This is a genomic window from Kineococcus arenarius subsp. arenarius, assembly GCF_050871845.1.
Taxonomy (GTDB): Bacteria; Actinomycetota; Actinomycetes; order Actinomycetales; family Kineococcaceae; genus Kineococcus.
In genome coordinates, this window is record NZ_JBJLSE010000012.1 from 1 (window position 1) to 23851 (window position 23851).

At 75.9% G+C, this 23851-nt stretch carries 21 protein-coding genes and 2 pseudogenes; 9 read left to right on the forward strand and 14 right to left on the reverse strand.

The features are described from left to right. Window positions 1–155: 155 nt before the first annotated feature. The 8 genes and pseudogenes from ACRYM0_RS05035 to ACRYM0_RS05070 form a co-directional block, all read right to left on the reverse strand. The gene (locus tag ACRYM0_RS05035) at window positions 156–512 is read right to left on the reverse strand and encodes a hypothetical protein (protein ID WP_432502681.1); all 357 of its coding nucleotides are present in this window, start codon (window positions 510–512) and stop codon (window positions 156–158) included. A gap of 10 nt (window positions 513–522) precedes the next feature. Further along, window positions 523–1557, reverse strand: a complete 1035-nt coding sequence (locus ACRYM0_RS05040) for an ABC transporter substrate-binding protein (RefSeq protein WP_432502683.1) — start codon at window positions 1555–1557, stop codon at window positions 523–525. 11 nt (window positions 1558–1568) lie between these two features. Then, the gene (locus ACRYM0_RS05045; RefSeq protein WP_432502685.1) at window positions 1569–1925 is read right to left on the reverse strand and encodes a hypothetical protein; all 357 of its coding nucleotides are present in this window, start codon (window positions 1923–1925) and stop codon (window positions 1569–1571) included. Between the two features lie 41 nt (window positions 1926–1966). Continuing rightward, the gene (locus ACRYM0_RS05050) at window positions 1967–2827 is read right to left on the reverse strand and encodes a siderophore-interacting protein (protein WP_432502687.1); all 861 of its coding nucleotides are present in this window, start codon (window positions 2825–2827) and stop codon (window positions 1967–1969) included. Continuing rightward, window positions 2824–2955 (reverse strand): hypothetical protein, encoded by a 132-nt coding sequence (locus tag ACRYM0_RS05055; RefSeq protein WP_432502688.1) that lies wholly within the window; start codon window positions 2953–2955, stop codon window positions 2824–2826. The genes ACRYM0_RS05050 and ACRYM0_RS05055 overlap by 4 nt, the downstream gene beginning before the upstream one ends. Before the next feature lie 40 nt (window positions 2956–2995). After that, window positions 2996–3262 carry a hypothetical protein gene (locus tag ACRYM0_RS05060; RefSeq protein ID WP_432502690.1) on the reverse strand — a complete coding sequence of 89 codons (267 nt, stop codon included), beginning with the start codon at window positions 3260–3262 and terminating at the stop codon, window positions 2996–2998. A gap of 156 nt (window positions 3263–3418) precedes the next feature. After that, window positions 3419–3700: pseudogene (locus ACRYM0_RS05065) on the reverse strand (SDR family oxidoreductase); the annotation flags it as partial. Between the two features lie 31 nt (window positions 3701–3731). Then, a pseudogene (locus ACRYM0_RS05070) lies at window positions 3732–3890 on the reverse strand (SDR family NAD(P)-dependent oxidoreductase); the annotation flags it as partial. A 67-nt stretch (window positions 3891–3957) separates the two neighbouring features. Here ACRYM0_RS05070 and ACRYM0_RS05075 point away from each other — a divergent pair. Next, a complete protein-coding gene (locus ACRYM0_RS05075; RefSeq protein ID WP_432502692.1) occupies window positions 3958–4677 on the forward strand; it encodes a 4'-phosphopantetheinyl transferase family protein in 720 nt (239 codons plus the stop codon). Between the two features lie 84 nt (window positions 4678–4761). Next, entirely contained in the window at window positions 4762–5886 is a 1125-nt protein-coding gene (locus tag ACRYM0_RS05080) for a hypothetical protein (RefSeq protein ID WP_432502693.1), read from the forward strand. Here the strand turns inward: ACRYM0_RS05080 and ACRYM0_RS05085 are convergent. The 3 genes from ACRYM0_RS05085 to ACRYM0_RS05095 form a co-directional block, all read right to left on the reverse strand. Further along, window positions 5811–6764, reverse strand: coding sequence for a hypothetical protein (locus tag ACRYM0_RS05085; RefSeq protein WP_432502695.1), 954 nt, complete (start codon window positions 6762–6764; stop codon window positions 5811–5813). The genes ACRYM0_RS05080 and ACRYM0_RS05085 overlap by 76 nt on opposite strands. Further along, window positions 6761–8014: an RNase A-like domain-containing protein gene (locus tag ACRYM0_RS05090; RefSeq protein ID WP_432502697.1), complete on the reverse strand. Its 1254-nt coding sequence runs from the start codon at window positions 8012–8014 to the stop codon at window positions 6761–6763. The genes ACRYM0_RS05085 and ACRYM0_RS05090 overlap by 4 nt, the downstream gene beginning before the upstream one ends. 119 nt (window positions 8015–8133) lie before the next feature. Further along, entirely contained in the window at window positions 8134–9420 is a 1287-nt protein-coding gene (locus tag ACRYM0_RS05095) for an MFS transporter (RefSeq protein ID WP_432502698.1), read from the reverse strand. A gap of 118 nt (window positions 9421–9538) precedes the next feature. On the opposite strand from ACRYM0_RS05095, the gene ACRYM0_RS05100 reads away from it, so the two are divergent. Together ACRYM0_RS05100 and ACRYM0_RS05105 are read left to right on the forward strand one after the other, a co-directional pair. Continuing rightward, window positions 9539–10435, forward strand: coding sequence for a LysR family transcriptional regulator (locus tag ACRYM0_RS05100; protein WP_432502700.1), 897 nt, complete (start codon window positions 9539–9541; stop codon window positions 10433–10435). 59 nt (window positions 10436–10494) lie between these two features. Beyond that, entirely contained in the window at window positions 10495–11601 is a 1107-nt protein-coding gene (locus ACRYM0_RS05105; protein WP_432502701.1) for a hypothetical protein, read from the forward strand. Here ACRYM0_RS05105 and ACRYM0_RS05110 read toward each other — a convergent pair. Beyond that, window positions 11553–12980 (reverse strand): hypothetical protein, encoded by a 1428-nt coding sequence (locus tag ACRYM0_RS05110; RefSeq protein WP_432502702.1) that lies wholly within the window; start codon window positions 12978–12980, stop codon window positions 11553–11555. The genes ACRYM0_RS05105 and ACRYM0_RS05110 overlap by 49 nt on opposite strands. 355 nt (window positions 12981–13335) lie before the next feature. Here ACRYM0_RS05110 and ACRYM0_RS05115 point away from each other — a divergent pair, with 355 nt between their 5' ends. Both ACRYM0_RS05115 and ACRYM0_RS05120 read left to right on the forward strand, forming a co-directional pair. Continuing rightward, on the forward strand, window positions 13336–15027 hold the full coding sequence (locus ACRYM0_RS05115) for an amidase (protein WP_432502703.1): 1692 nt from the start codon (window positions 13336–13338) through the stop codon (window positions 15025–15027). A 172-nt stretch (window positions 15028–15199) separates the two neighbouring features. Beyond that, window positions 15200–16651, forward strand: coding sequence for a hypothetical protein (locus ACRYM0_RS05120; RefSeq protein ID WP_432502705.1), 1452 nt, complete (start codon window positions 15200–15202; stop codon window positions 16649–16651). Between the two features lie 69 nt (window positions 16652–16720). On the opposite strand, the gene yicI is transcribed toward ACRYM0_RS05120, so the two are convergent. Both yicI and ACRYM0_RS05130 read right to left on the reverse strand, forming a co-directional pair. Next, window positions 16721–18973: an alpha-xylosidase gene (gene yicI / locus ACRYM0_RS05125; protein WP_432502707.1), complete on the reverse strand. Its 2253-nt coding sequence runs from the start codon at window positions 18971–18973 to the stop codon at window positions 16721–16723. After that, window positions 18970–20373 carry a GH1 family beta-glucosidase gene (locus ACRYM0_RS05130; RefSeq protein ID WP_432502709.1) on the reverse strand — a complete coding sequence of 468 codons (1404 nt, stop codon included), beginning with the start codon at window positions 20371–20373 and terminating at the stop codon, window positions 18970–18972. Before ACRYM0_RS05130 ends, yicI begins: the two co-directional genes overlap by 4 nt. Window positions 20374–20533: 160 nt before the next feature. On the opposite strand from ACRYM0_RS05130, the gene ACRYM0_RS05135 reads away from it, so the two are divergent. From ACRYM0_RS05135 to ACRYM0_RS05145, 3 genes are all read left to right on the forward strand, one after another. Beyond that, window positions 20534–21427, forward strand: a complete 894-nt coding sequence (locus tag ACRYM0_RS05135) for a LysR family transcriptional regulator (RefSeq protein WP_432502710.1) — start codon at window positions 20534–20536, stop codon at window positions 21425–21427. A 133-nt stretch (window positions 21428–21560) separates the two neighbouring features. Then, complete coding sequence (gene kdgD, locus ACRYM0_RS05140) at window positions 21561–22481, forward strand: 5-dehydro-4-deoxyglucarate dehydratase (RefSeq protein WP_432502712.1); 921 nt, start codon at window positions 21561–21563, stop codon at window positions 22479–22481. Then, window positions 22478–23827 (forward strand): enolase C-terminal domain-like protein, encoded by a 1350-nt coding sequence (locus ACRYM0_RS05145; RefSeq protein WP_432502714.1) that lies wholly within the window; start codon window positions 22478–22480, stop codon window positions 23825–23827. The genes kdgD and ACRYM0_RS05145 overlap by 4 nt, the downstream gene beginning before the upstream one ends. The last annotated feature ends 24 nt before the right edge of the window (window positions 23828–23851 follow it).

The following is a 23851-nucleotide window of genomic DNA, read 5'->3' on the forward strand; positions in this document are numbered from 1 at the left end:
CGACCTCCGCCCAGCCCCACGGTGATCAAGGAAGTTGCAACTTCCTTGATCACCGTGGGAGGGGGCGGGTCAGGAGCGGGCCGTGAGCAGTTCCTCCCAGCGGCGCAGCACCGGCTGCTCGGCCGGCCCGGTGGTGGTGGGGTCGTGCGGTGCGGTCACCGGGGTCGTCCCCCTGTGGTCGTCAGTCCTGCGGGTCCGCGGGTCCGCGCGGACCCGGTGGTGCGCCACCGCCACGGCGGGCGGGTGGCGGCGGCGAGCAGCAGGACGAGGGCGAGGCCGGCCAGGCCGTGCACGAGCATCGCGGTGTCCGGCGGGAACCACCGGCCGAGCAGTCCCGCGGCGGCGGAACCGACCGCGCCGCCCGTCACCACCTGCACCTGCCACAGGCGGGAGACCCGCCCCCGCAGCTCGTCGGGGGTGTGGCGCTGCACGAGCGAAGGGCAGCACGTCGGCCAGGGCCAGGTCCCCCGCAGCGGGGCCAGGTCGACGACCAGCCCACCGAACCTCCTCACCCGGGGTTCCTCACGAGCCGAACTCGGCGGCGATGGCGTCGAGGGCGTCCATCGCCCCGTCGTAGTCGGGCCGGTAGCTCGTCGCGGGGAGCTCGTGCACCTGCCCGTTCCGGAACGCGGGCAGCGCCGCGTACACCGGGTCCTGCGCGAGCTCCTCGACGCTGGGACCACCGAGCGCGACCACGAAGGCGGTGGGGGCGTCGGCGACCTGTGCGAGCAGTTCCGGGCTCACCTCGAACGAGTCCCCGCTGCCGTACAGGGTGGGGTTCCCGGCCTTGGTGACCACGTCGTCGGGGGTGAAACCGACCTCCTCGGCCAGTGCGGGCAGTGCCGCGTCGGCCGGCACGAGGTACGGCTTGCCGACGGGCAGCGACAGGATGAAGACCGCGTCGCCGTCCGGGACGGTGATCGACGAGCGCACCTCCTCGACCTTCGCGTCGTAGGCGTCGACGAGGGCGTCGACGCCGTCGGTGCGCCCGGTGGCCTCGGCCACCAGGTCCAGCTGCTCCTGCCAGCTGGTCGTGGTGGTGGGCACCAGGACGGTGGGCGCGAGGGCGCTGAGCTCCTCGTAGGCCTCCTGCGCCTGGACGGCCGTGATGCCCTGCCCGCCACCGATGATGAGGTCCGGTCCGGCGGCGGCGACGGCCTCGATGTTCAGCTCCTCACCGGCGGGCAGCGCGGTGGTGCCCTGCGCGGTGGCCTCGTCCGACCAGGCCGGCGGGAAACCGCCTTCGAGGTCGGTGACCCCGAGGACGCGGGTGTCGGTGGCGACCACGGGGGCGTCGAGGGCGAACAGGTACCCGGCCAGGCTGCCGCTGAGCACGACGATGCGCTGCGGGTCGCCGGGGACCTCGACGGCGCCCTGCTCGGTGGTGATCGTCCGCGTCGCGGGTGCGGTCGAGGTGGACGCGGCGGGGCTCTGCTGCGCGGCCTGGCCGTCGCCGCCGGAGCAGGCGGCGAGCGCCAGCAGCGCGAAGCCGGACGCTCCCGCGAGGACCGCGCGCCGGGCGGGGCGCTGCGGGGAGGGCGGGGTGGACGATCGCATGGTTCTCCTCATCAGGGGTGGGTGGGTTCGGTGCGCACCGCAGGGTCGGCATCGAGCAGCGGCCCGATGACGGACCACCCCTCGTTCGACACCGCACCGGTGTGGTCCTGCGGGACGTGGTGGACGACGAGGCGGCCGGGCGCGTGGACGCGCCCCCGCGCCCGCGTCGGGTGCTCGCCAGGGTTCTGCGTGGGGTTCTCCGCGCGGTTCGCGGTGAACAGGGTCCGGGTTCCCGCGAACCGCGCCGGGCGGGACGCCTCCAGCAGTCGCAGGCATTCCTCGCAGGAGGCGCGGACCGCGGCCGCCAGGACCGCAGCGACCTCCCGCTCGCCGAGCGCGGCGAGGCGCGCGGCCAGGGGAGTGCTCAACTCGTGCTCCTCGCGGGTTCGGTGCTCGTCGGTGGTGCTGTTCAGTGCTCGTCGTCGAAGTCGGCGACGCCGCGCTTCCAGTAGCCGGTGATGCGGCAGTCGCCCGCCGGCACGCCCAGCTCGTGGCGGGCCCAGCGGCGCAGGGGTTTCAGGGCCCCGACCTCACCGGCGATCCACACGAACGTGCGTCGCCCGTCCGGCAGCGGGACGGTGCGCACCGCCCGTTCCAGCGCGTCGCCGTGCCCGGCCGGCACGTCGCCGCGGTGCACCCAGCGCACGTCGAAACCCGCCGGGGCGTTCAGCTCGACCTCCTCGGAGACGTCGGCGACCTCGACGAACGCCCAGCCGGTCGCGGTGGGCGGCAGTGCCTCCAGGTAGCGGGCGATCTGCGGCAGCGCGGTGAGGTCGCCGGCGAACAGGTACCGCTCGTGCGCGTCGGGCACGACGATGCCACCGGGCGGCCCGGCGACGTGCACGCGGTCCCCCGGGCAGGTGCGCGCGGCCCACCCCGACGCGACCCCGCCGGGGTGCAGGACGAGGTCGACGTCGACCTGACCGGTCTGCGGGTCGTGCCGGCGCACGGTGTACTCGCGCGACACCGGCAGCGGGCGCGGCCACCTCAGGGACGGCCCGTCGCGCTCGGGCAGGCGCAGTACACCGTGCTCGTCGGGGAACACCAGCCGCACGTGCTCCTCGGGAACGTGGCTGACGAAACCCTCCGCACCGGGGCCGCCGAGCGTCACCCGCAGCAGGGCGGAGCCGAGCCGCTGCACGCGCAGCACTTCCAGCTCGCGCAGGCCGACGGGGTACCCGACCTTCGCGGCGGCGGTTCCGGCGCGCACCTCGGCGATGCGCGCCAGGTGGTCCGGCGCGGTGCGTGGCGACGCGCTCGACGCCGTCACGACCGCTGCACCGCCTCGCGCTCCATCGCCTCGCGCAGGCTGCGCGGGCGCAGGTCCGTCCAGTGCTCCTCGTCGTTGACGAGGCCGAGGAACTCGCCGTCGGGGTCGTCGAAGGGGTTGGTGCTCACGGTGTCCTCCAGTGGTGCGGGTGGGCGCGCCGGACGGCGGTCAGACGGGCAGGCCGTCGGCGCGGGCGGACGCCAGGGCCTCCGCGGCGCGGAGGGCGGCGCTCGACAGCAGCGAGGAACCCGGCCCGTGGCTGTGGTCGGTGCCGCCCATCCGGAGGAACGCCACGTCGTCCGGGCCGGGAGGTGCAGGCAGCGACACCTCTACGGCCTCGGCGTCGGCCACGGCGGGGTTCACGAGGTCGCCGAACTCCTCGGGTTCCCCGGCGACGGAGACCTGATGCAGCGCCGGGCGACCGAGCGCGCGCACGGGCGGTGCGCAGTCGGCCGGTGACCTCGGCGGCGAACTCGCAGGTGGCGCCGCCGGCGTCGTCGAGGGGTTCGCGCTCACCGTGGTGGGTTCCGGAGCGCGTTCCAGGGAGGCGCGGTTCTGGTCAGGGAGGGCTCCCGGGGTGGGGACGGGGCGTCAGCCGCGCGGCGACGCGCCGCCGTCCACGAGCAGGACGGTCGTGGTGATGTGCCGTGCCGCGCCGGACAGCAGGGAACCGACGGGTTCGGCGACGTCACCGGGGCCGGCCAGGCGACCAAGGGGGGTGCAGAGCCGAAACGTCGAGGGGTCTCCCCGCACGACGGCACGGGCACCCGTGACCGGGTCGGGCAGCAGGTCGCGCTGCACGGCGGTGTCGGTGGAACCCGGGGGGACGACGTCGCAGCGCACGCCGTGCGGTTCGAGTTCCCGTCCGAGGCACGTGACGTACCGGGTGGCCGTCGCCGGAGAAACCCTCCGCCGTGCGGCGCAGGCCTTCCACGTCGTCGTCGAGGAGGGCGAGCGCGGCGCCGGTGCGTGCGAGGACCCCGGCGACCGCAGCGCCGATGCCCCCGGCGGCTCCGGTGACCAGGGCGACCGCGGGCGCGGTCGTCGGGACGTCGTCGCTCACGGAGGCGAGGTTAGCCTCACCTCAGGTGAGTTCGTCAACACCCCCCGGTTCCGGCACACTCCCTGCCGTGCCGACCACCCTCCTCCTGCACGCCGCACCGGAGCACGGGGAACGGCGCAGAGGTGAACTGCGGGAGGAGGAGCACCGGCGCGCCGCGGGTTTCCACTCCCCCGTCGACCGGGCGCGCTCGGCCACCGCCGCGCTGCTGCTGCGTCGTGCCGTGGTCGAGATCACAGGGTTTCCCGCGTCGGCCGCACGGACCGCGCGGTGGTGCCGCACGTGCGGCGCGGCGGGCGACCACGGCCGCCCCGTGGCCGTCGGCGCCGACGGCGCCGTGCTGGCCGGCGTGCACCTGTCGGCCTCGCACGCCGGGGACGGCGTGCTCGTGGCCGCGTCCACCGTCGCCCCCGTCGGGGTCGACGTGGAACAGGTCGGGGGCGTGCGCTTCGCGGGTTTCGACGAGGTCGCCCTGACGCCGGGCGAGCGCACCGCCCTGGCGCAGGTGCCCGACGCGGGGCGCGACGCGTGGCGGGCCCGCGCGTGGACGCGCAAGGAGTCGCTGCTGAAGGCCACCGGGCACGGCCTGGCCGTGTCCCCGGCCCGGGTGGGGTTCGAGGGGACCGGCCTGCACGAGTGGCCGGCCGAGCTCGAGGCCGACCTGGCGGGCGGTGCGACGCTGCTGGACGTGGAGGCCCTCGACGCGGCGGCCGTGCCGGCCGGTCACGTCGCCTCGCTGGCGGTGCTGTCCGCCGCGGCCCCGGCCGTGCGGGTGCTGGCCGTGACCTGACGCCGCCCAGCGGCGACCCGCCCCGTGCCGGCGCCGGGGGCTCGTGCCGGGGTTCGTGTCGGGGGCGCGCGCCACGATGCCGGCATGCTCCCGCGCACCGCCGCCGGCAGCCGGCCCGGCACGGGACCGGTGGCCGTGGTCCACGTCCTGTGGGTGCGCCCGGCCCGCCTGCTGTGGTGGGTGGAGCGCGGCGGGCACCCGGGGCCGCGCCCGGCCGACGCCTGCGACGGCGCCCACCCGGCGGCCCTGCGCGCCGGGCAGCGCGCCCTGCTGCTGCGCTCGGGCCTGGCCGGGGAGGCGCTGCACGGCGTGCTGGCCGGGCCGACGCGGTGGGTGCCGGCCCTGCTGCCCGTGCGCGACGGCGTGCCCGTCCCCAGCCCCGACGCGTTCGCGCGGGTACCCGCACCGCGGCGCACCCCCGCCCCGGTGGAGCTGTCGGTGGTGCGCCTGCCGTGCACCGCTCCCCCGCTGGCGCAGAGCGTGGAGGCGGTGCGCGGGGCCGGCCCGCGCGGTTGGCCGGGTGGTGGGCTGCTCGTGCCGGGCCGGGAGGTGCTGCACCTGGCGGCGCTGGTGCGCGACCTGGCGGCGTTCGCCGCGGCGGCCCCCGCCGCGCACGGCGGCCCGGGGGTGCGGTGGCGGCGCGGGCGGGCGGCGACGCTGCCGGCGGTGCTGCGCGCGGCGCTGCCCGGCGAGGGGCGCGCGCCCAGCGCCGAGCAGGTCGTGGACGAGGTGGTGCTGGCGGTGCTGCCCCACCTGCGCCGCGACGCGCTGCTGCCCGCCCCCGCCGCGGCGACGGCTCGCGTGGTGCTGCTGGTGGGCGGCGGGCCCGCCGACGGCTGGTGGGTGGACGTGACGCTGTCGGTGGGCGGCGCCGCACCGCTGCGCATCGGCGAGGTCACCGGCGACCCGCTGGCGCTGGAGGCCCTGCGGGCGGGTCTGGCGCGCGCGGTGCGGGTGTGCCCGGCGCTGCGCGCGGCGCACCGCGACGCCGACGACGCCGGGCGCCTGCACCTGCCCGCCCCGGTGGCCGCCGAGCTGGTGGAGCGGGGGCTGGACCTGCTGCACCGCGCGGGGGTGGCGGTGCTGGTGCCGCGGGAGGTGGCGGCCGCGCTGGCCGGGGTGCGCCGGCCGCGTCAGCCCCAGTCGAAGCGCTGGATCCGCCACGCCAGCCACCCCAGCCACCGGCGCAGGTGGGGCGGCTCCGCGTAGCAGCCGAGCGCCTCGACCGCGGCGGGCAGGTCGAGGTCGCTGCGGGCCAGCAGCCGCGGCACCTCCGCGGCCACCCGGTCCAGGAAGGCCACCGGTTCGGCGCGCAGCGCCTGCCGCTCGTTCCAGTCCGGTTCGTCGATCAGGTCGGCGGCGTTGAACCAGCCGCCCAGGAACGACGTCAGCGCCGGCAGTTCCCGCCGCCAGCTCGCGGCGCTCGGGTGCTCCCACGGTTCGGCGGCGTGCACGGCGGCCACCTCCCACGCCGGCCCGGCCTCCGCGGCCGCCAGACGCCGCAGCACCACCGCGGCGCGCGTGGTCTCCACCCCGGAGGCGACGACGTCGCGCCCGGGCAGCGGCGCCCGCCGCACGGCCTGCCCGACGAGGGCACCGACGTCGCCCACCAGGTGCAGGCGGGTGCCGGCGTCCGGGTCGGCCAGCCAGTCGCGCACCTCCTCGCGGTGCCGGGCGGTGAGCACGCGCACCGCGTGCCGCAGCGAGTCCGCGCTCACGGCTGCCGAGTCGCGCACCTTCCACGGGTAGGGCCACTCCGGGACCGCGTCGGGGGACAGGATCGTCGTGGGGTCCTCGACGGCCTCGCGCAGCCGCTCGCCGTACCAGGCCATCCACGCGAGCCAGGAGTTCCCGTCCGGTGGATCCCAGAGACCCACACCCAGGTTGTTGGCGGTGGTGCGCATCCCCTCCTCGGTGTCCACGCCGGCGGTGGCGCGTTCCCAGAGAGCGAGGGAGTCGGCCGCTCCCGCGGCACCGGCGACGGTGAGTTCCCGCTCGATCGCCTCCCGCGGTGAGGTGGTGGCGATGAGATCCATGTCGTGGCCGAGGGCCCAGGAGAGGATCGCGTCGGTCGAGCGGCCGGTCATGCGGGTTTCCCCCTGTCGAGGTACGAGGTGAGGACGTGGGGCGCTCCGTCGCGATCCCCGCGGAGCACGACGACCGCTTGGTCCGCGGGGACCTCCCGGAACCCGGTGCCGTCCCGGACGAGGACCGTGCCCGCCGCGGCGTCGACCGGCACCCGCAGCTCGATGCGTCTGCCCCCAGCGAGCGCCCGGCGCACCTGCTCCTCGTTCTGGCGCAGGGCTTCGGTGATGGTGCGCTCGGCGGTCTGCAGGTCGGCCCACCGGGATGCGGCGTCGGGCGCGCCGCCGCGCACACGCCTCCCCGGGACGGGAGTCCCCAGCGTCAGCCGCTGCCGGAGGTACTCGTCGTCCACGTCCACGTGCCTCTCCAGGGTGTGCCCGCGCCCGTCCCCCTCGCTGCGCTCGAGGTCGACCCCGGCGAGCATCTCGTCCAGCGTCTGCGGCAGCAGCCTGCCGTCGGCGTCGCGCGGCCGGCCGTCGGGGCCGTGCCCGCCGGGCAGCAGCTCGTCGGCGGCCCGCCCGGCGCCGCGCCCGGCCAGGCCGGCGGCCACACCCCCGGCCACCGCCCCCCAGCGCCCGTCGCGGGCGTCGTCCAGGTGCAGGGCGTCCGCCGCGGTGCCGGCGGGGTCGAGCAGGGCGTCCAGCGCCGCGCCGGGTGCGGCGCGCACCGCACCGACCCACCCGTCGGGGTCCCACGCCCACCCCGCGACGGCGTACGCACCGGCGGCGCCCTCGGCGACGACGGCGCGGGCCGCGTCGCCGACGTGCTCGCCGAGGGTTCGCGGCCGGTCCTCCACGTCGGCGACCAGGGCGAGGAGGCGCTGCGCCAGGCGGGCGGAGGACTCGTCGTGGTCGGCGACGAGCCGGGTGCGGGTCTCGTGCCAGTTCTGCAGCTCCGACCAGGCGCCGTGGAACCCTGCGAGGTCCAGGGAGGTGTCGCGGGTGCGGCGCTCGGCGTCCTGCAGTGCGGCCTCGACGGTGCGCAGGCGGCCGGTGAGCATGCCGAGCTCGGCGGCGTGCTCCTCGATGACGGCGGCGCCGGCGGCGGCCGTGCGCGTCAGCAGGGACAGGCCCTGCAGGAGGGGTTCGACGCGGCCGGTGAACCCGTCGTGCGCCGGGCCCCACCAGCCGCCGGTGTCTCGGCGGGCCGCGTCCACCTCGGCCCCGACACCCTCCAGGGCACCGGCCACCGCCCGCGCCGTCCGCGCCGCGGCGTCCGCCGCCGGCGGTGACAGCGTCGCCACCTCGTCCACCCGCACCTCCCCGGTCGCCGGGACCGTAGGGAGCGGGTGGTGCGGTCAGCGGTATCCGTCCACAGGGGGCGGGGCGCCGCGGCGGGGAGCGGGCCTGTGGATCCCCCGGTGCGGTGCGCTCAGGCGGCCAGGACCGCCTCGCGGCGGCGGGCCCGCAGCGGTTGCACGGCCAGCACGACCGCCATCGCGGCGGCCACGCTCAACGGGACGAGCCCGCACGCGGCCATGCCGGCGCGCACGCCGACGTGCTCGGTGACCCAGCCGATCAGCGGGCCGCCCAGGGGGGTGCCGCCCATGAACACCAGCACGTACAGGCCCATGACGCGTCCGCGGTACTCGCGGTCCACCCACAGCTGCACGGAGGAGTTCGCGATCGCCTGGAACGCCAGGTTGGTGAGGCCCATGACGACGAGGACCGCCACGAAGACGCCGAGGTTCGGCGCGAACGCGGCGGCCGTCTGGGAGATCCCGAACGCGGCGGCCAGGGCGAGGATGGTGCGCAGCCGCGCGTTCGCCCGCCCGCCGGCGACGAGCGCACCGGCGATGGAACCGACGGCCAGGACGATGTTGAACAGCCCGTACAGTCCGGCGTCGCCGTCGAAGGTCTCGTCGGCCATGGCGGTGAGCACGACGGGGAAGTTCAGCCCGAAGGTGCCGAAAACGCCGACGAGCAGGATCGTCCACGCCACGTGCGGCCGTTCGGCGACGTAGCGCAGGGCCGAGCGCAACTGCCCCTTCTGCCGCGGCAGCGGCGGGGTGCGGACGAGTTCCGAGGTCTTCAGGAAGAACCCGAGGGCGACGGTGGGACCGAGGTAGCACAGCGCGTTCGCGGCGAACGCCCACCCGGTGCCGACGGTGCCGATGAGCAGGCTGGCGATCGCCGGCCCCACGAGCCGGCTGGTCTGGAACGTCGCGGCGTTCAGGGCCACGGCGTTGCGCAGGTGCTGCGCGGGCACGACCTCGCCGACGAACGCCTGGCGCGTGGGGTTGTCGAGGGCGACGACGAACCCGCCGGCGAGGGCGAGGAGGTAGACGGCGCCGACGGTGACGTTCCCGGTGAGGGTGAGCACGGCCAGGGTGGTGGCGACGGCGGCGCTGCAGCCCTGCGTGACGAGCAGGATGTTCCGCTTGGGGTAGCGGTCGGCGATCATGCCGCCGTGCATGCCGAACAGCAGGATCGGCAGGAACTGCAGGGCCATGGCGATGCCGACGGCGGCCGGGGACCCGGTGAGCTGCAGCACGAGCCAGTCCAGGGCGATGTTCTGCATCCACACGCCGGTGCTGGCGAGCGCCTGCCCGCCGACGTACACGCGGAAGTTCGGCACGCGCAGCGCGGCGAACGTCGCGGCGGCGCGGGTGGGCGGTGTGGCGTCGGGGTGGGCTTCGGCAGGAGCCGGCGGTGTCACGATCAACCCTTCGAGGTGCGACGGTCTGTGACCATCATCACGGCTGGCCCCCTGAGATCGCACGGCGATAGGCTGACTATCAGTCATCACGTGTCGTGATGAGCGTGAGGAGGCGGTGGTGAGCGTCGTCCAGGGGACCGTGCCGGGGTTCGACCCGGTGCAGCTGCGCTCCTTCCTGGCCGTCGCGCAGACCCACTCGTTCACGCAGGCCGCGGCGCGGCTGGGGCTGCGCCAGTCCACGGTCAGCCAGCACGTGCGCAAGCTGGAGCTCGCCGCCGGGCGCACGCTGGTGCACCGCGACACGCACTCGGTGGCGATCACCCCCGACGGGGAGGCGATGATCGGTTTCGCCCGGTCCATCCTCGCCGCGCACGAGAGCGCCGCGTCGTACTTCACCGCCGAGCGCCCGCGCGGGCGGCTGCGCATCGGCATGTCCGACGACCTGGCGCTGACGCGGCTGCCGCAGATCCTGCGCGACTTCCGCACCGAGAACCCGCGCGTGGACCTGGAGCTGACCGTCGACCAGTCCGGGACGCTGCACCGCCGCCTGGGCAACGACCGCCTGGACGTCTTCATCGGCAAGCGGCCCCGCGGCTCCGGGGAGGGCCAGCTGGTCAAGCGCGAGCGCCTGGTGTGGGTGGGCAACCCGTCCACGCGGGTGGACCTGTCGCAGCCGGTGCCGCTGGTGGTCTACCCGGCCCCCACGCTCAGCGGCAGCGCGATGCAGGAGGCGCTGGAGCGGGCGGGGCTCGGCTACCGCAGCGCGTGCGTGTGCCGCGGGGTCAACGGCCTCATCGCGGCCGTGGTCGCGGGCATCGGCGTGTCGTGCCTGGCGAGCTCGCTGGTGCCGGCGCAGCTGACCCGGCTGGGCCCGCAGCACCGGCTGCCGGAGCTCGGCCAGATCGACCTGGTGCTGCTGACCAACCCCCGCACGGCCGAGCGCCCGGCGTCGCGGGCGCTGGCCGCCGCGGTGCTCTCCAGCGGCCCGCGCGGCCTGAGCCCCTCGGGCCCCTGAGGGGGGCGGCGCGGGCGGGGCGGCGGCGAGCGCCCCGGCACGCTCCTGACTACGGTCGGGTGCGTGCTGGACCGCCCCGCGACACCCCCACCGCCGTGCGCCGCCTGAGCCGCGCCCTGCGCATGGACCTCGTGCGCAGCGACCGGGGCGCGCAGAACCTGACCACGTTCGTCGTGGCGGCGGTCTCGACGATCCTGCTGACGCGCCTGCTCCTGGCGCTGACCGGCTACCCGCAGATCGGCGGTGGCGGCAGCGGCCTGCACGTCGCGCACGTGCTGCCCGGCGGGCTGCTGATGCTGGTGGCGCTGGTGCTGCAGTTCGCCTACGTCGGCCGCGGTCCGCGCCCGGTGGCGGCGCTGCTGGGCGGCGCCGGTTTCGGCCTGTTCATCGACGAGGTCGGCAAGTTCGTCACCACGGACAACGACTACTTCTACGAGCCCGCCGTGGCGATCATGTACGTGGTGTTCGCCGCCCTGGTCGTCGGTGCGCGCCGCTGGCGCCGGCGGCGCCCGCTCGACGACGACGAGAAGGTCGCCAACGCCGCGCACGCCCTCGTCGACGGCATCGCCGGGCACCTGCCCGCCAGCCACCGCGAGGAGGCGCTGCGCGGGCTGGACGAGGTCGGCGACGAGTTCGGCGCACGGGAGCTGCGGGCCCTGCTCGAGCGGGTGGAGCCCAGCCCGGTGCCGGTGCCGCAGCACCTGGAGCACGCCTGGGCGCGCGTGCAGGAGGTGTTCGAGCGCCTCGCCACGTCGTGGTGGGCGCTGCCCCTGATGGGCGTGTGCCTGCTGCTGCAGTCGGCGGGCGCGGCGCTGGTGGCGGCGGGCGCGTGGGTGGTCGGCCGCGGCTTCGGCGCCGCCGGGCTCGGCGTGGTCGTCGGCGCGGCGGCGGCCCTGGTGTTCGCGCTGGCCGGGCTGGCGCAGGCGCACCGGCGGGGACGGCAGGCGGCGGTGGAGTCGTTCCAGCGCTCGGCGCTGACCTCGCTGCTGGTCACGCAGGTCTTCCTGTTCGCCGCCTCGCAGTTCGCGGCGGTGGCGGGCCTGGTGGTGGACCTGGTGCTGCTGGGGCTGGTGAACGCCGACCTGGAGCGGATGCGCACCCGCCCGGCGGGTGCGCCTCAGCGTTCCCAGAGCTCCACGCGCACCGCCCCGAAGTCGCCCTCGTAGGTCAGCGCCCGCCCCGCGCGGGCGGGTTCCACCCAGGAGGCGAACACCTCCTCCCACGGGTCGTCCAGGACGAGCCCCACCAGCCACACCCGCTCGTGCGGCGCGAGCGCCGCGGCCCGCTGGTCGTCGGGCAGGTCGTCGCCGCCGATGGAGACGCTGACGTCGGTGTCGCGCGCCAGGAGCGCGTCGTCCAGGGGGGTGTCGGCGGGCAGGTAGTACCGCACGTGCGGGCGGGTGGTGTTGCCGAGGAAGACCACCGCGTCACCGGGGCGGGCGCGCTCGGTGAGGACTGCGACGGCGGAGGGCACGTCGTCGGTGACGTAGGGCCGCTGGCGGGTCTGCACCAGGTGGGCGGCCTGGCCGAGGGCGAGGGCGCCCGCCGCGAGCACGGCGACGCCGGCCCGGGCGGACCCGGTGCCCAGCCGCCGCGCCAGGGCACCGGCCCCGGCCCCGGCGAGGACGGCGAGGGCCGGCGCCGTGGCACCCGCGTAGCGGGTGGCGAACAGCTGCCCGCCGGCGGCGGAGGCGGCCAGGGCGGCGACGGGCGCCACCGCCCACGCGAGCACGAGCAGCAGCACGGGCGGGTCGCGCCGCAGGTGCGCGGCGCCCGCCGCGCACAGCACGACCAGGGCCAGCACCGCCAGGGCGCCACCGGCGTACGCCGCCCACAGCCCGAGGGTGCGCTGCAGGAGGGGGAAGTCGTCGGCGATGCGGCCGGGGGCCTGGGTGAACCCGACGGCGAGCATCGCCAGCGTGACCGCCGCGGCGGGCAGCGCCCCCAGCAGCACCCGGCGCCGGCCGGCGCGGCCGGGCAGCGCGAGCGCCACGGCGAGCAGCGCGGCGGCGGCGGGTGCGCCGGTGATGACGTGCAGCGCGGCGGCGAGCACCGACCCGGCGACCCACAGGGCGAGCCACCGGCGGCGGGGGTCCTCCCGGTCGCGCAGCAGCCCGTGCGCGGTGGCGGTCACGGCGGCCAGCACCACGGGGTAGGGGCGCGCCTCCTGGCTGTGGTCGACGACCACGGGCATCAGGGCGAACGCGCTGCCGGCGACGACCCCGGCGACGGCGCGGGCCCCGGCCGGCACGCCGGCGCGCGGGCCGGGGCGCAGGAGCCGGGCGGCGATCGACCCGGCGAGGGCGGCGGTGAGCACGGTGGCGGCCGCCCCGGGCAGCCGCAGCCACGCCTCGTCCCGCGAGAGCAGCACCCACGGGTGCATCAGCGCGTACCAGGGGCCCAGGCCGGCGTCGGTGACGCGCAGGCCGCGCAGCATCACCGCCCAGCCGCGCTCGGCGGTGGCGAGGGTGTAGATCTCGTCGCGCCACAGGGGTTTGGCGTCGTAGCGCCAGGCGGTGACGGCGAGCGCCACGAGGGCGGGCACCAGCCACGACCAGGGGCCGCCCCCGGATCCGCGGCCGCACGACCTCCTTCGCGCCCCCGGCACGTCCTGCACCCGCGCGCTGACCGGCACCCGTCCCCCGTTCCCCCTCGGTGGCCGCCCCGGTGCACCACCGCGCCACGCCCACCGGCTCCGGCGGGTGGTACCACCGTGGCGGACGACGCCGTGCCCGGCCACCGCTCGGCTCCCGGCACCGCCCCGCCCTGGCTCAGCCAGGGCCTGCGCACCGGCACCACAGCGGAAACACAGCGGTAACTCCGGCGAATCACTCGAACCCTAGGTTCCAGCGGCCGGACCCGGAATCCGGCGCCTCCCCCCTCGCACCGCTGGAGACCCCGTGCCCCGTTCCACCCGTTCCCCCCGTTCCACCCGCCGCGCCACCGCCGCCGCGGCGGCCGCCCTCGTCGGCCTGGTCGCCCTGCCCGGTTCGGCCTCGGCCGACGACGAGCAGCACGTCTCCGCACAGGCTTCGCAGACCGCCGAGCGCGCCGCCGCCACCGCCACCGTGGGCGGCGTCGACCTGGACGCGGCCACCATCCCGCAACTGCAGGAGCGCATGGCTGCCGGTGAGCTCACCGCCGTGCAGCTGACCCGCGCGTACCTGCAGCGCATCCGTGCGATCGACCCCGACCTCGGGGCGGTGCTCGCCGTGAACCCCGACGCGCTCGCCGAGGCCCGCGCCAGCGACAGGGCGCGCCGCGAAGGTGGCGCGCGTGGACCGCTGGAAGGCGTTCCGGTGCTGCTGAAGGACAACATCGACGCTGAGGGGATGGCCACCACCGCCGGCTCGCGCGCGATGCTGGGCACCCGGCCGGACGACGCGACGCTGACGGCGAAGCTGCGCGCCGCCGGCGCGATCGTGCTGGGCAAGGCCAACCTCTCGGAGTGGGCGAACTTCCGCGGCGACGGCTCCACCAGCGGCTGGAGCGGCGTGGGCGGGCAGACCGGCAACCCGTACGTGCTGGACCGCAACCCCTGCGGCTCCTCCGCGGGTTCGGCCGCCGCGGTGGCCGCCTCGCTGGCGCAGGTGGCCATCGGCACCGAGACCGACGGCTCCATCGTCTGCCCCTCGGGGGCGAACGGGATCGTCGGCGTCAAGCCGACCCTGGGCCTGGTCAGCCGCGACGGCGTGGTGCCGATCTCCGCCGAGCAGGACACCGCCGGGCCGATGGCCCGCCACGCCGTCGACGCCGCCATCGTGCTGGACGTCATCGCCGGGGAGGACCCCGCCGATGCCGCCACCTCGGCCGGCCCCGACACCGACGTCGACTACACCGCCCTGGACGCCGACGCCCTCGACGGCGCCCGCATCGGGGTGTGGACGCTGAGCGAGGAGGAGCGCGAAGCCGTCGGTCCCGACACCGCCGAGGTGTTCGACCGGGCCGTGAAGGAGATCGAGGCGGCCGGCGCCACCGCGGTGCCCGTGCAGCTGGACTACCTGGACCTCGTCGGGCAGAACGAGTGGCCGGCCCTCGTCGCGGAGTTCAAGCGCGACCTGAACGCCTACCTGGCCGCCACCCCCGGTGCACCGGCGGACCTGGCGGAGATCATCGCGTTCAACGAGCAGGACCCCGTCGAACTGGCGTACTTCGGTCAGGAGACGCTGGTCGCCGCCCAGGAGGGCCCGCTGCCCGCCGAGGACGCGTCGGTGCGCGCGGCGCGCATCGTGGCCCGCTCGTTGGCGCAGGCGTCGATCGACGAGGCCCTGGCTCAGGGCCCGGGCGCCGAGGACGACCTCGACGCGGTCGTCGGCCTGACCGGCACCCCCGCGTGGAAGTCCCGCTACCTGTCCGTGGACGGCGAGGGCGACCGCTTCACCTACGCGACTTCCACCCCGGCGGCGGTCGCCGGGTACCCGAGCGTGGCGGTGCCCGCCGGGTTCGCCGGCCCGCGCGGTGCGCTGCCGGTGGGCGTGTCGTTCATCGGCGCGCAGTGGGACGACGCGGGCGTGCTGAGCCTGGCGCACTCCTTCGAGCAGGCCGTGCAGGGCCGGCGCGCGCCGGGGTACCTGCCCACGCTGGGCGAGTGAGCCGCGGGCGTCCCCGCGACCGCACCGGTCACGGGGACGCCCGTGGTCGGCTGCCCGTCCGCGACGATCGTGGACAACGCCTCAGCTGCGCGGGTTCACCGTCGATGGGTCCAGGAGCCCCGAAGCCGGGCTCCGGCGACCGACACCTGCGGAGGGAACGACCTTGGCGTTCGTGCGTGAGTCCCTGCTGGAGCGGAGCCTGGGTCGGGGGGCCGTCGGGCTGCTGCGCCTGGTGGCCTTCGGGCAGGTCAGCGGCTCGTCGCTGGCCTCGGTGGGGACGGCCACCTCGGTGGCGCGCGTCCTGGTGCGCGGGGGCCGGGCCGCCGGCCGCCGTGCCGCGGGACCCGGCGGCGCGCTGCGGCTGCTGCGGCGCGCCGGGCGCCCGCGGGCCCTGGCTCCCGCCGCGCTGACGGGCACGGTCGTGCAGCGCCCGCGGCAGGTGGCCGCCCCGGCGTCGCCGGTGTCGCTGACGGTGGCCGACCGGGCGCGTCAGGGCACCGTGCAGCTGGCCCTGGGGCGGGAGCTGGACGACGCCGTGGAGTCGCTGGTCGTCCAGGTGCGCCGCGGCGAGGGGCCCTGGCGCCCGGCCGGTGCACCGCAGCCCGTGGCCGGTGCGGGCGACCGGTTCACCGTCGCCCGGCCCTCGGAGCCGGGCCGGTACGCGTACCGGGTGGCCTGCGCGTGGCACGGCGTCGTCTCCGAGACCTGCTCCGACGAGGTGAACGCCGTGCTCGTCCCGCCGGCGCCGCCCGCCGGCCTGGCCGTGACCGCCGGCGGCGACGCCGGGGTGGTCGTGCTGGACCTGGGCCGCGAGCTGGACCTCGCGAGCGAGTCGGCTGCGGTGGAGGTGCGCCGGGACGGCGGTGCGTGGGTGCCGGTGCCGGCCACCGCGGTCGCCGGTGCGGCCGGCACGTCACTGGTCGAGGTCGCCCGCCCGGCCGAGCCTGGTGCGTACGCCTACCGGGCGGCCGTGGTCGCGGGAGGTGCGGCGTCGCCGGTACGCACCGACCGCACCCGCGTGGTGGTGGCCCCCGCCCGCCTCGACGGCCTGCGCGTGCAGGACCTGCCGGAGCAGCAGCTGGTGCGGCTGGTGCCGGGCCGCGCCGTGGACCTCGACCGCGAGGAGCTGGTCGTGGAGGTTCGCCGCGGCAGGGCGGCGTGGGTGCCGGTGCCGGTGCCGACGGAAGGGGCGGGTGGGGTGCCGGCGGTGGTGGTGCCGCGGCCGGTCGTCGCGGGGTCGTACACCTACCGCGTGAGCGTGCGCGTGGCGGGCGCCTGCTCGGACAAGCCCACCGCGACCGACGGCAAGGTGGTGGTGGCCCCGCGCTCGCCCGGGTGGCTGAAGGTGCGCAACCCCCGCTCCGGCACGGTGGAGTTCCTGGTGCACCCCGCTCCGGCGGAGGGGGAGGCACCGGTCTTCGAGGTGCGGCGCGGCGCCGGCTCGTGGCGGGCGGTCAGCCCCGCGCCGGTGCGCGACGCCGGGGACGCCGCCCGGTTCAGCGCGGCGAGCCCGGCGAACCCGGGGCGCTACGCGTACCGGGTGGCGGTGCGCGCGTCCGGCGCGACGTCGGCGCCCGTGGAGGCGGACACGGAGTTCACGGTCCACCGCCCCGCCGCCCGCTGACCGACCCGCACCCCAGCCGCGGTCCCGCACGGGTGGGGGTTCACCCGTGCGGGACCACCGCGGAGCAGGTCAGCCGCGGGCGACCTCGGTGCGCTCGGTGCCGCGCACCACGACCGCGCGCCACGGCGCGGCCGTGTCCGCCTGCACCGTCGGCGTGCCGTCGCGCCAGGTGGTGGTGAACGTCGCCGCGACCGCACCGGTGGTGTCGGGCACCGTCGTGGTCGCCGTCGCGTCGCCCGCCGGCGGGAACAGCAGGAGTTCCACCCCGTCGGCGTAGTCGTAGTCCGGCTGGCCGTCCACCGCACCCAGGGGCAGCACCGCCCCGGGCCGCACCAGCAGCGGAAGGCTGTCCGGGGCGTGCGTCTCGGTGCGCCAGGCCGGCCCCTGCACGACCTCACCGGTGAGCAGGTGCGTCCAGGAACCCTCCGGCACGTAGTACGTCACCTCCCCGCTCGCGGACATCACGGGGGCCACGAGCAGGTCCGGGCCGAGGAAGTACTGCCGGTCCAGGAACGCCGCGGTGGGGTCGCCCGGCAGTTCCAGCAGCGCCGGGCGCATGACGGGCGTGCCGGTGGTGTGCGCCTCGACGGCTGCGGCGTACAGGTACGGCATGAGCCGCATCTTCAGCTTCGTCCAGTCGCGCGCCGCGCGCACCGCCGTCTCGCCGAACACCCACGGCACCCGGTAGGAGGAGCTGCCGTGCAGGCGGCTGTGCGAGGACAGCAACCCGAACGTGAGCCAGCGGGTGAACAGGTCGTCGTCGGGCTTGCCCTCGAACCCGCCGATGTCGTGGCTCCAGAACCCGAACCCGGACAGGCCCAGCGACAGCCCGCCGCGCAGGCTCTCGGCCATCGAGGAGTACGTGGAGTCGCAGTCCCCGCCCCAGTGCACCGGGAACTGCTGCCCGCCGGCGGTGGCCGAGCGGGCGAACAGCACGGCCTCGCCGCGGCCGCGGACCTCCTCCAGCAGCTCGAAGACCGTGCGGTTGTACAGCTGCGCGTAGTGGTTGTGCAACCGCTCGGGGTCCGAGCCGTCGAAGGGCACGACGTCCAGGGGGATGCGCTCGCCGAAGTCGGTCTTCAGGCAGTCCACGCCCGAGGCCAGCAGGGGACGCAGGCAGTCGGCGAACCAGGCGCGGGCGTCGGGGTTGGTGAAGTCCACCACGCCCATCCCGGGCTGCCACAGGTCCCACTGCCACACCGAGCCGTCGGCCCGGCGCAGCAGGTACCCGGCCTCGGCGGCCGGCCGGAACAGCGGGGACGCCTGCCCGATGTACGGGTTGATCCAGGCGCTGACGTGCAGGCCGCGCTCGTGCAGCCGCTTGAGCATCGCCTCGGGGTCGCCGAAGACCTCCGGGTCCCACTGGAAGTCGCACCACTGGTACTCGCGCATCCAGAAGCAGTCGAAGTGGAACACGCTCAGTGGGATGTCCCGCTCGGCCATCCCGTCGATGAACGAGGTGATCGTCGCCTCGTCGTAGTCGGTGGTGAACGACGTCGACAGCCACAGCCCGAACGACCACGCCGGCGGCAGCGCGGGGCGGCCGGTGAGGGCGGTGTACTTGGCCAGCACCTCCTTCGGGGTGGGCCCGTAGATCACCAGGTACTCCAGCTCCTGCCCGGCGACGCTGGCCTGCACGGTGCCGACGCTCTCGGAACCCACCTCGAACGAGACCCGGCCGGGGTGGTTGACGAACACCCCGTACCCGGCGTCGGACAGGTAGAACGGCACGTTCTTGTAGGCCTGTTCGGTGGCGGTTCCGCCGTCGGCCTGCCAGACGTCGACGACCTGGCCGTTCTTGACGAACGGCGTGAACCGCTCCCCCGTCCCGTACACGTGCTCGCCGACGCCCAGGTCGAGTTGCACGACGGTGTGGTGCTCCCCGGCGTCGGTGGTGACGATGCCGGTGCCCTTGGCGCCGGCGGTCGTCAGCGGCCGGCCGTCACCGCTGAACCGCAGCGCGAAGGGCGTCTCCGGATCGGTGTCGAGCTCCAGCGCCAGGCGCCCGGAGGTGAACCGCACGAGCGACCCGTCGCGCTCGGCGCGGCCGGGGCTGACGCCGGCGGTGTGCAGCTCGAAGTCGGGGCCGCGGCGCACCCCGCCGGCGAAGTGGGTGGTGCGCACGGCGATGACGTCCTCGGCGGGCGCGGACCAGTCCAGCGTGAGCACCGGGCCCTTGAGGGTGTCGCCGCGGTGCCGGATGCGCTGCACGGGCGCGACCACCCGCACGGTGGACTCCCCGGTCTCCACGCGCCGGGCGTGCGCGGCCCACTGCGGGTGGACGCCGGGGCGGGAGAGCCAGTAACCGTCGGAGAACTTCACGCCTGCGCCTCCTGGCCGCGGGCGGCGCGCTGCGCCGCGGTGAGCCGCTGGAACCAGCGGTAGCTGTCCTTGGGGGTGCGCACCTGCGTGTCGTAGTCGACGTGCACGATGCCGAAGCGCTGGTCGTACCCGAACGCCCACTCGAAGTTGTCCATGAGGGACCACACGTAGTACCCGCGCACGTCGGCGCCCTTCGCGATCTGCTCGGCGACGGCGGCGAGGTGGCCGGCGAGGTACTCCACCCGGTCGGTGTCGTGCACGACGCCGTCCTCGCCGACGGCGTCGGTCTCCGCGGAGCCGTTCTCGGTGATCCAGATCGGCGGGCAGTCCGGGTAGCGCTCGGTGACGTCGGCGATGAGGCGGCCCAGCGAGGGCGGGTCGACGGGCCAGCCCATGGTGGTGTGCCGCAGGTGCGGCAGTTCCACCTGGCGGGTGCCGACGTCCATCGCGGTGCGCTTCGCCGGGTCGGGTTCGTCGTGCGGGGCGTCGGCGATGACGGCGGGTGTGTAGTAGTTGATGCCGAGGAAGTCGATCGGGGCACCGATGACCTCCAGGTCGCCGTCGCGGCGGTAGGAGCCGTCGGCGAGCTCGCGCCAGGTGGCGCGCTCGGAGTCGGGGTAGCGCCCGGCGAACAAGGGTTCGGTCCACACGAGGTTGTGCTGGGTCAGCGCACGCAGCGCCGCGGCGCGGTCGGCCTCGGAATCGCCGGCGGGGGTGACCTGGTCCAGGTTCAGGGTGATGCCGACCTCGCGGGCGCCGGCCTCGCGCAGCTGCGCCACGGCCAGGCCGTGGCCGAGCAGCAGGTGGTGGGCGGCGGCCAGCGCGGGCGTGCCCTCCTGCGCGCCGGGGGCGTGGTGGCCGTTCGCGTACCCGAGGAACGCGGCGCACCAGGGCTCGTTGAGGGTGATCCAGCGGGTGACGCGGTCGCCGAGCGCGTCGGCGACGAGGCGGGAGTACTCCGCGAAGCGGTGGGCGGTGTCGCGCACGCGCCAGCCGCCGGCGTCCTCCAGCTCCTGCGGCAGGTCCCAGTGGTAGAGGGTCACGGCCGGGTCGATGCCGTGGGAGAGCAGCTCGTCGACGAGGCGGTCGTAGAAGCCGATCCCGGCCGGGTTGACGGGCCCGCGGCCGCCGGGCTGCACGCGCGGCCACGCGGTGGAGAACCGGTAGGAGTCCACGCCGAGGTCGGCCAGCAGGGCGACGTCCTCGCGGTAGCGGTGGTAGTGGTCGCACGCCACGTCGCCGGTCGCACCGCCGAGGGTCCTGCCGGGGGTGTGGCTGAACGTGTCCCAGATGGAGGCGGTGCGCCCGTCCTCGGCGACGGCCCCCTCGATCTGGTAGCTGGCCGTCGCCGCGCCCAGCACGAAGCCGGGCGGGAACGTCGGGAGTTCGGGGGCGGTCACGGGTCCTCCTGGGGCGCGGTGGTCCGGTGGCGGGGCCACGGGGCACCGTCACCACCCAATCGAAGCGCTTCGATGGGCTCGTCCTGACGCTAGGTCCCCTCCGGCCGCCGGTCAAGGAGCACCGACGGGTCGGCGGCGGCCCGGGCGATACCGTCCCGGCATGGCGATGACGCTGGAGCAGCTGCGCGGGTTCGTCGCGGTCGCCGAGGAGCTGCACTTCGGCCGCGCCGCCGAGCGGCTGCGGATGACCCAGCCGCCGCTGAGCCGCCAGGTGCAGAAGCTGGAGCGCGCTGTGGGCGCGCAGCTGCTGGCCCGCGACAACCGCCGCGTGGAGCTGACCGCGGCCGGGGCGGCGTTCCTGCCCGAGGCCCGCCGCCTGCTGGCCCTGGCCGACTCGGCCCCGGTGACGGCGCGGCGGGTGTCCTCCGGCGCGCGCGGCGTGGTGCACCTGGGCTTCACCGCCGCCGCCGCCTACGGACCGCTGGGCGCGCTGCTGAACACCGTCGGCCGGGAGCTGCCCGAGGTGCACCTCGACCTGCACGAGACGGTGACCAGCGCGCAGCTCGACGCCCTGCGCCACGGGGAGCTGGACCTGGGCCTGGCCCGGCCGCCCTTCGACGCCGAGGAGTTCGACGCCCGCTGCCTGCACCGCGAGCAGATGCTCGTGGCGGTGCCCACCGGGCACCGGCTGACCGCGCTGGGCCGGCCGGTGGGGGCGCGGGACCTCGCGGACGAACCGGTGCTCATGTACTCCCCCACCGAGGCGCGCTACTTCTACGACCTGGTCGTCTCCTCGGTCCCGGTGGTGCACGGCAACGTCGTGCACACCGTGGGGCAGGTGCTGACGATGCTGTGGCTCGTGGCGGCCGGGCGCGGGCTGGCCTTCGTGCCGGCGTCCGCCGCACGGCTGGGCGTGCCCGGGGTGGAGCACGTCCCGCTGGCGACGGCCGAGCCGGAGCCGGTGGAGCTGCACCTGCTGTGGCGGCGGGGCGCGCGCAACCCCGCGCTGTGGCGGGTGCTGGAGGTGCTGGAGCAGGGGATCGCCCCTCGGTGATGCCGTGCGGGCATCCAGCGATGCGAAGAGGGTCCTGGACGGGCATCGAGGGCCTTCGTACGGTGGTCGTGCCCGTCGGCGGAGACACCCGTGCCGGCCTCCGCGCACCCACCGACCCGAGGACGTGTCCCCCATGCCGCAGCTCGACCCCGCAGACCTCGCCACCCGCCTGGGTTCGGGGCTGCTGTCCTTCCCCGTCACGCACTTCGACGACGAGCTGCGCTTCGACGAGGCCCGCTACCGCGAGCACCTCGCCTGGCAGGCGTCCTTCGGCGTGGCCGGGCTCTTCGCCGGCGGCGGCACCGGCGAGGGGTTCTCGCTGACCTCCGCGGAGCTGGAGCGGGTCGTGCGGGTCGCGGTCGAGGAGATCGGCGGGGAGGTCCCCGTGGTGGCCTCCGCCACCGGCGGCACCGCGCAGGCCGTCGAGCAGGTGCGGGCCGCCGAGGCCGCCGGCGCCGACGGGATCCTGCTGCTGCCGCCGTACCTCACCGAGGCCAGCCAGGCCGGGCTCGTCGAGCACGTCAGCGCCGTGTGCGCGGCCACGAACCTCGGCGTCATCGTCTACAGCCGTGCGAACGCCGTGCTGGAGGACGTCACCGTCGAGCAGGCCGTCGACCGCAACCCGAACCTGATCGGCCTGAAGGACGGCGTCGGCAACATCGAGCGGATGACGCGCACCTACGCCCGCCTGGGCGACCGCCTGCTGTACGTGGGCGGCCTGCCCACCGCCGAGACGTTCGCGCTGCCGCTGCTGCAGCTGGGCGTGACCACCTACTCCTCGGCGATGTACAACTTCGTGCCCGAGTTCGCGCTGGAGTTCTTCGCCGCCGTGCGCGCCCAGGACCGGGTCGAGGTGTACCGGATGCTCAACGACTTCGTGATCCCCTACCTGGACATCCGCGACCGGCAGAAGGGCTACGCCGTCTCCATCGTCAAGGCGGGCCTGACCGCCGTGGGCCGCGACGGCGGCCGGGTGCGCCCACCGCTGACCGACCTGCGCCCCTCGGAACTGGCCGAGCTGACCGCCCTGGTGGAGAAGGTGCAGCAGCGGTGACGACCGGGACCGCGCTCCCCACCCGCACCCCCACCGTCACCGCCGTCGAGGTGGTCCCGGTGGCCGGGCACGACAGCGCGCTGCTGAACCTGTCCGGCGCCCACGCCCCGTACTTCACCCGCAACATCGCCATCCTCACCGACAGCTCCGGCGCCACCGGCCTGGGGGAGGTGCCCGGCGGGGAGGCCATCCGCCGCACCATCACCGAGGCCGGGGAACTGCTCGTAGGGCAGCCGATCGCGCAGTACGCCCGACTGCTGGCGCGGGTGCAGCGCGAGTTCGCCTACCGCGACAGCACCGGCCGCGGCCTGCAGACGTTCGACCTGCGCACCACCGTGCACGCCGTCACCGCGCTGGAGTCCGCGCTGCTGGACCTGCTCGGGCAGCACCTCGGCGTCCCCGTCGCGGAGCTCCTCGGCGAGGGGCAGCAGCGCGATGCCGTGCCGATGCTCGGCTACCTGTTCTACGTCGCCGACGCGGAGGCCACCGGCCTGCCGTACGTCACCGAACCCGACCCCGCCGACGACTGGGAAATGCTGCGCCGCCGGCCGGCCCTGACCCCCGAGGCCGTCGTCGCCCTCGCCGAGGCCGCGCAGCAGCGCTACGGCTTCAGCGACTTCAAGCTCAAGGGCGGGGTGTTCCCCGGCGAGCAGGAGGCCGAGGCCGTGCGCGCCCTGGCGGCCCGCTTCCCCGAGGCGCGCATCACGCTGGACCCCAACGGCGCCTGGCTGCTGGACGAGGCCGTCGCCCTGGGCCGTGAACTCACCGACGTCCTCGCCTACGCCGAGGACCCCTGCGGCGCCGAGGGCGGTTTCTCCGGTCGCGAGACGATGGCGGAGTTCCGCCGCCGCACCGGGCTGATGACCGCCACGAACATGATCGCCACCGACTGGCGGCAGATGGCGCACGCCGTGCGCTCCAACGCCGTGGACATCCCGCTGGCCGACCCGCACTTCTGGACGATGCGCGGCTCGGTGCGGGTGGCGCAGCTGTGCGACGACTTCGGCCTGACGTGGGGCTCGCACTCCAACAACCACTTCGACGTCTCCCTGGCGATGTTCACCCACGTCGGCGCCGCCGCACCCGGGTCGATCACCGCCCTGGACACCCACTGGATCTGGCAGGACGGGCAGGGCCTGACCACCGAGCCGCTGCGCATCGAGGACGGGGCCATCGAGGTGCCCCGCCGGCCCGGCCTGGGCGTCGAGCTGGACCGCGACGCGCTGAAGGCCGCCCACGAGCTGTACGTCGAGCACGGCCTGGGGGCCCGCGACGACGCCGTGGCGATGAGAACGATCGTGCCCGGCTGGACGTTCGACCCGAAGCGGCCCGCGCTGCAGCGCTGACCACCCCGAACACTTCAGGAGGAA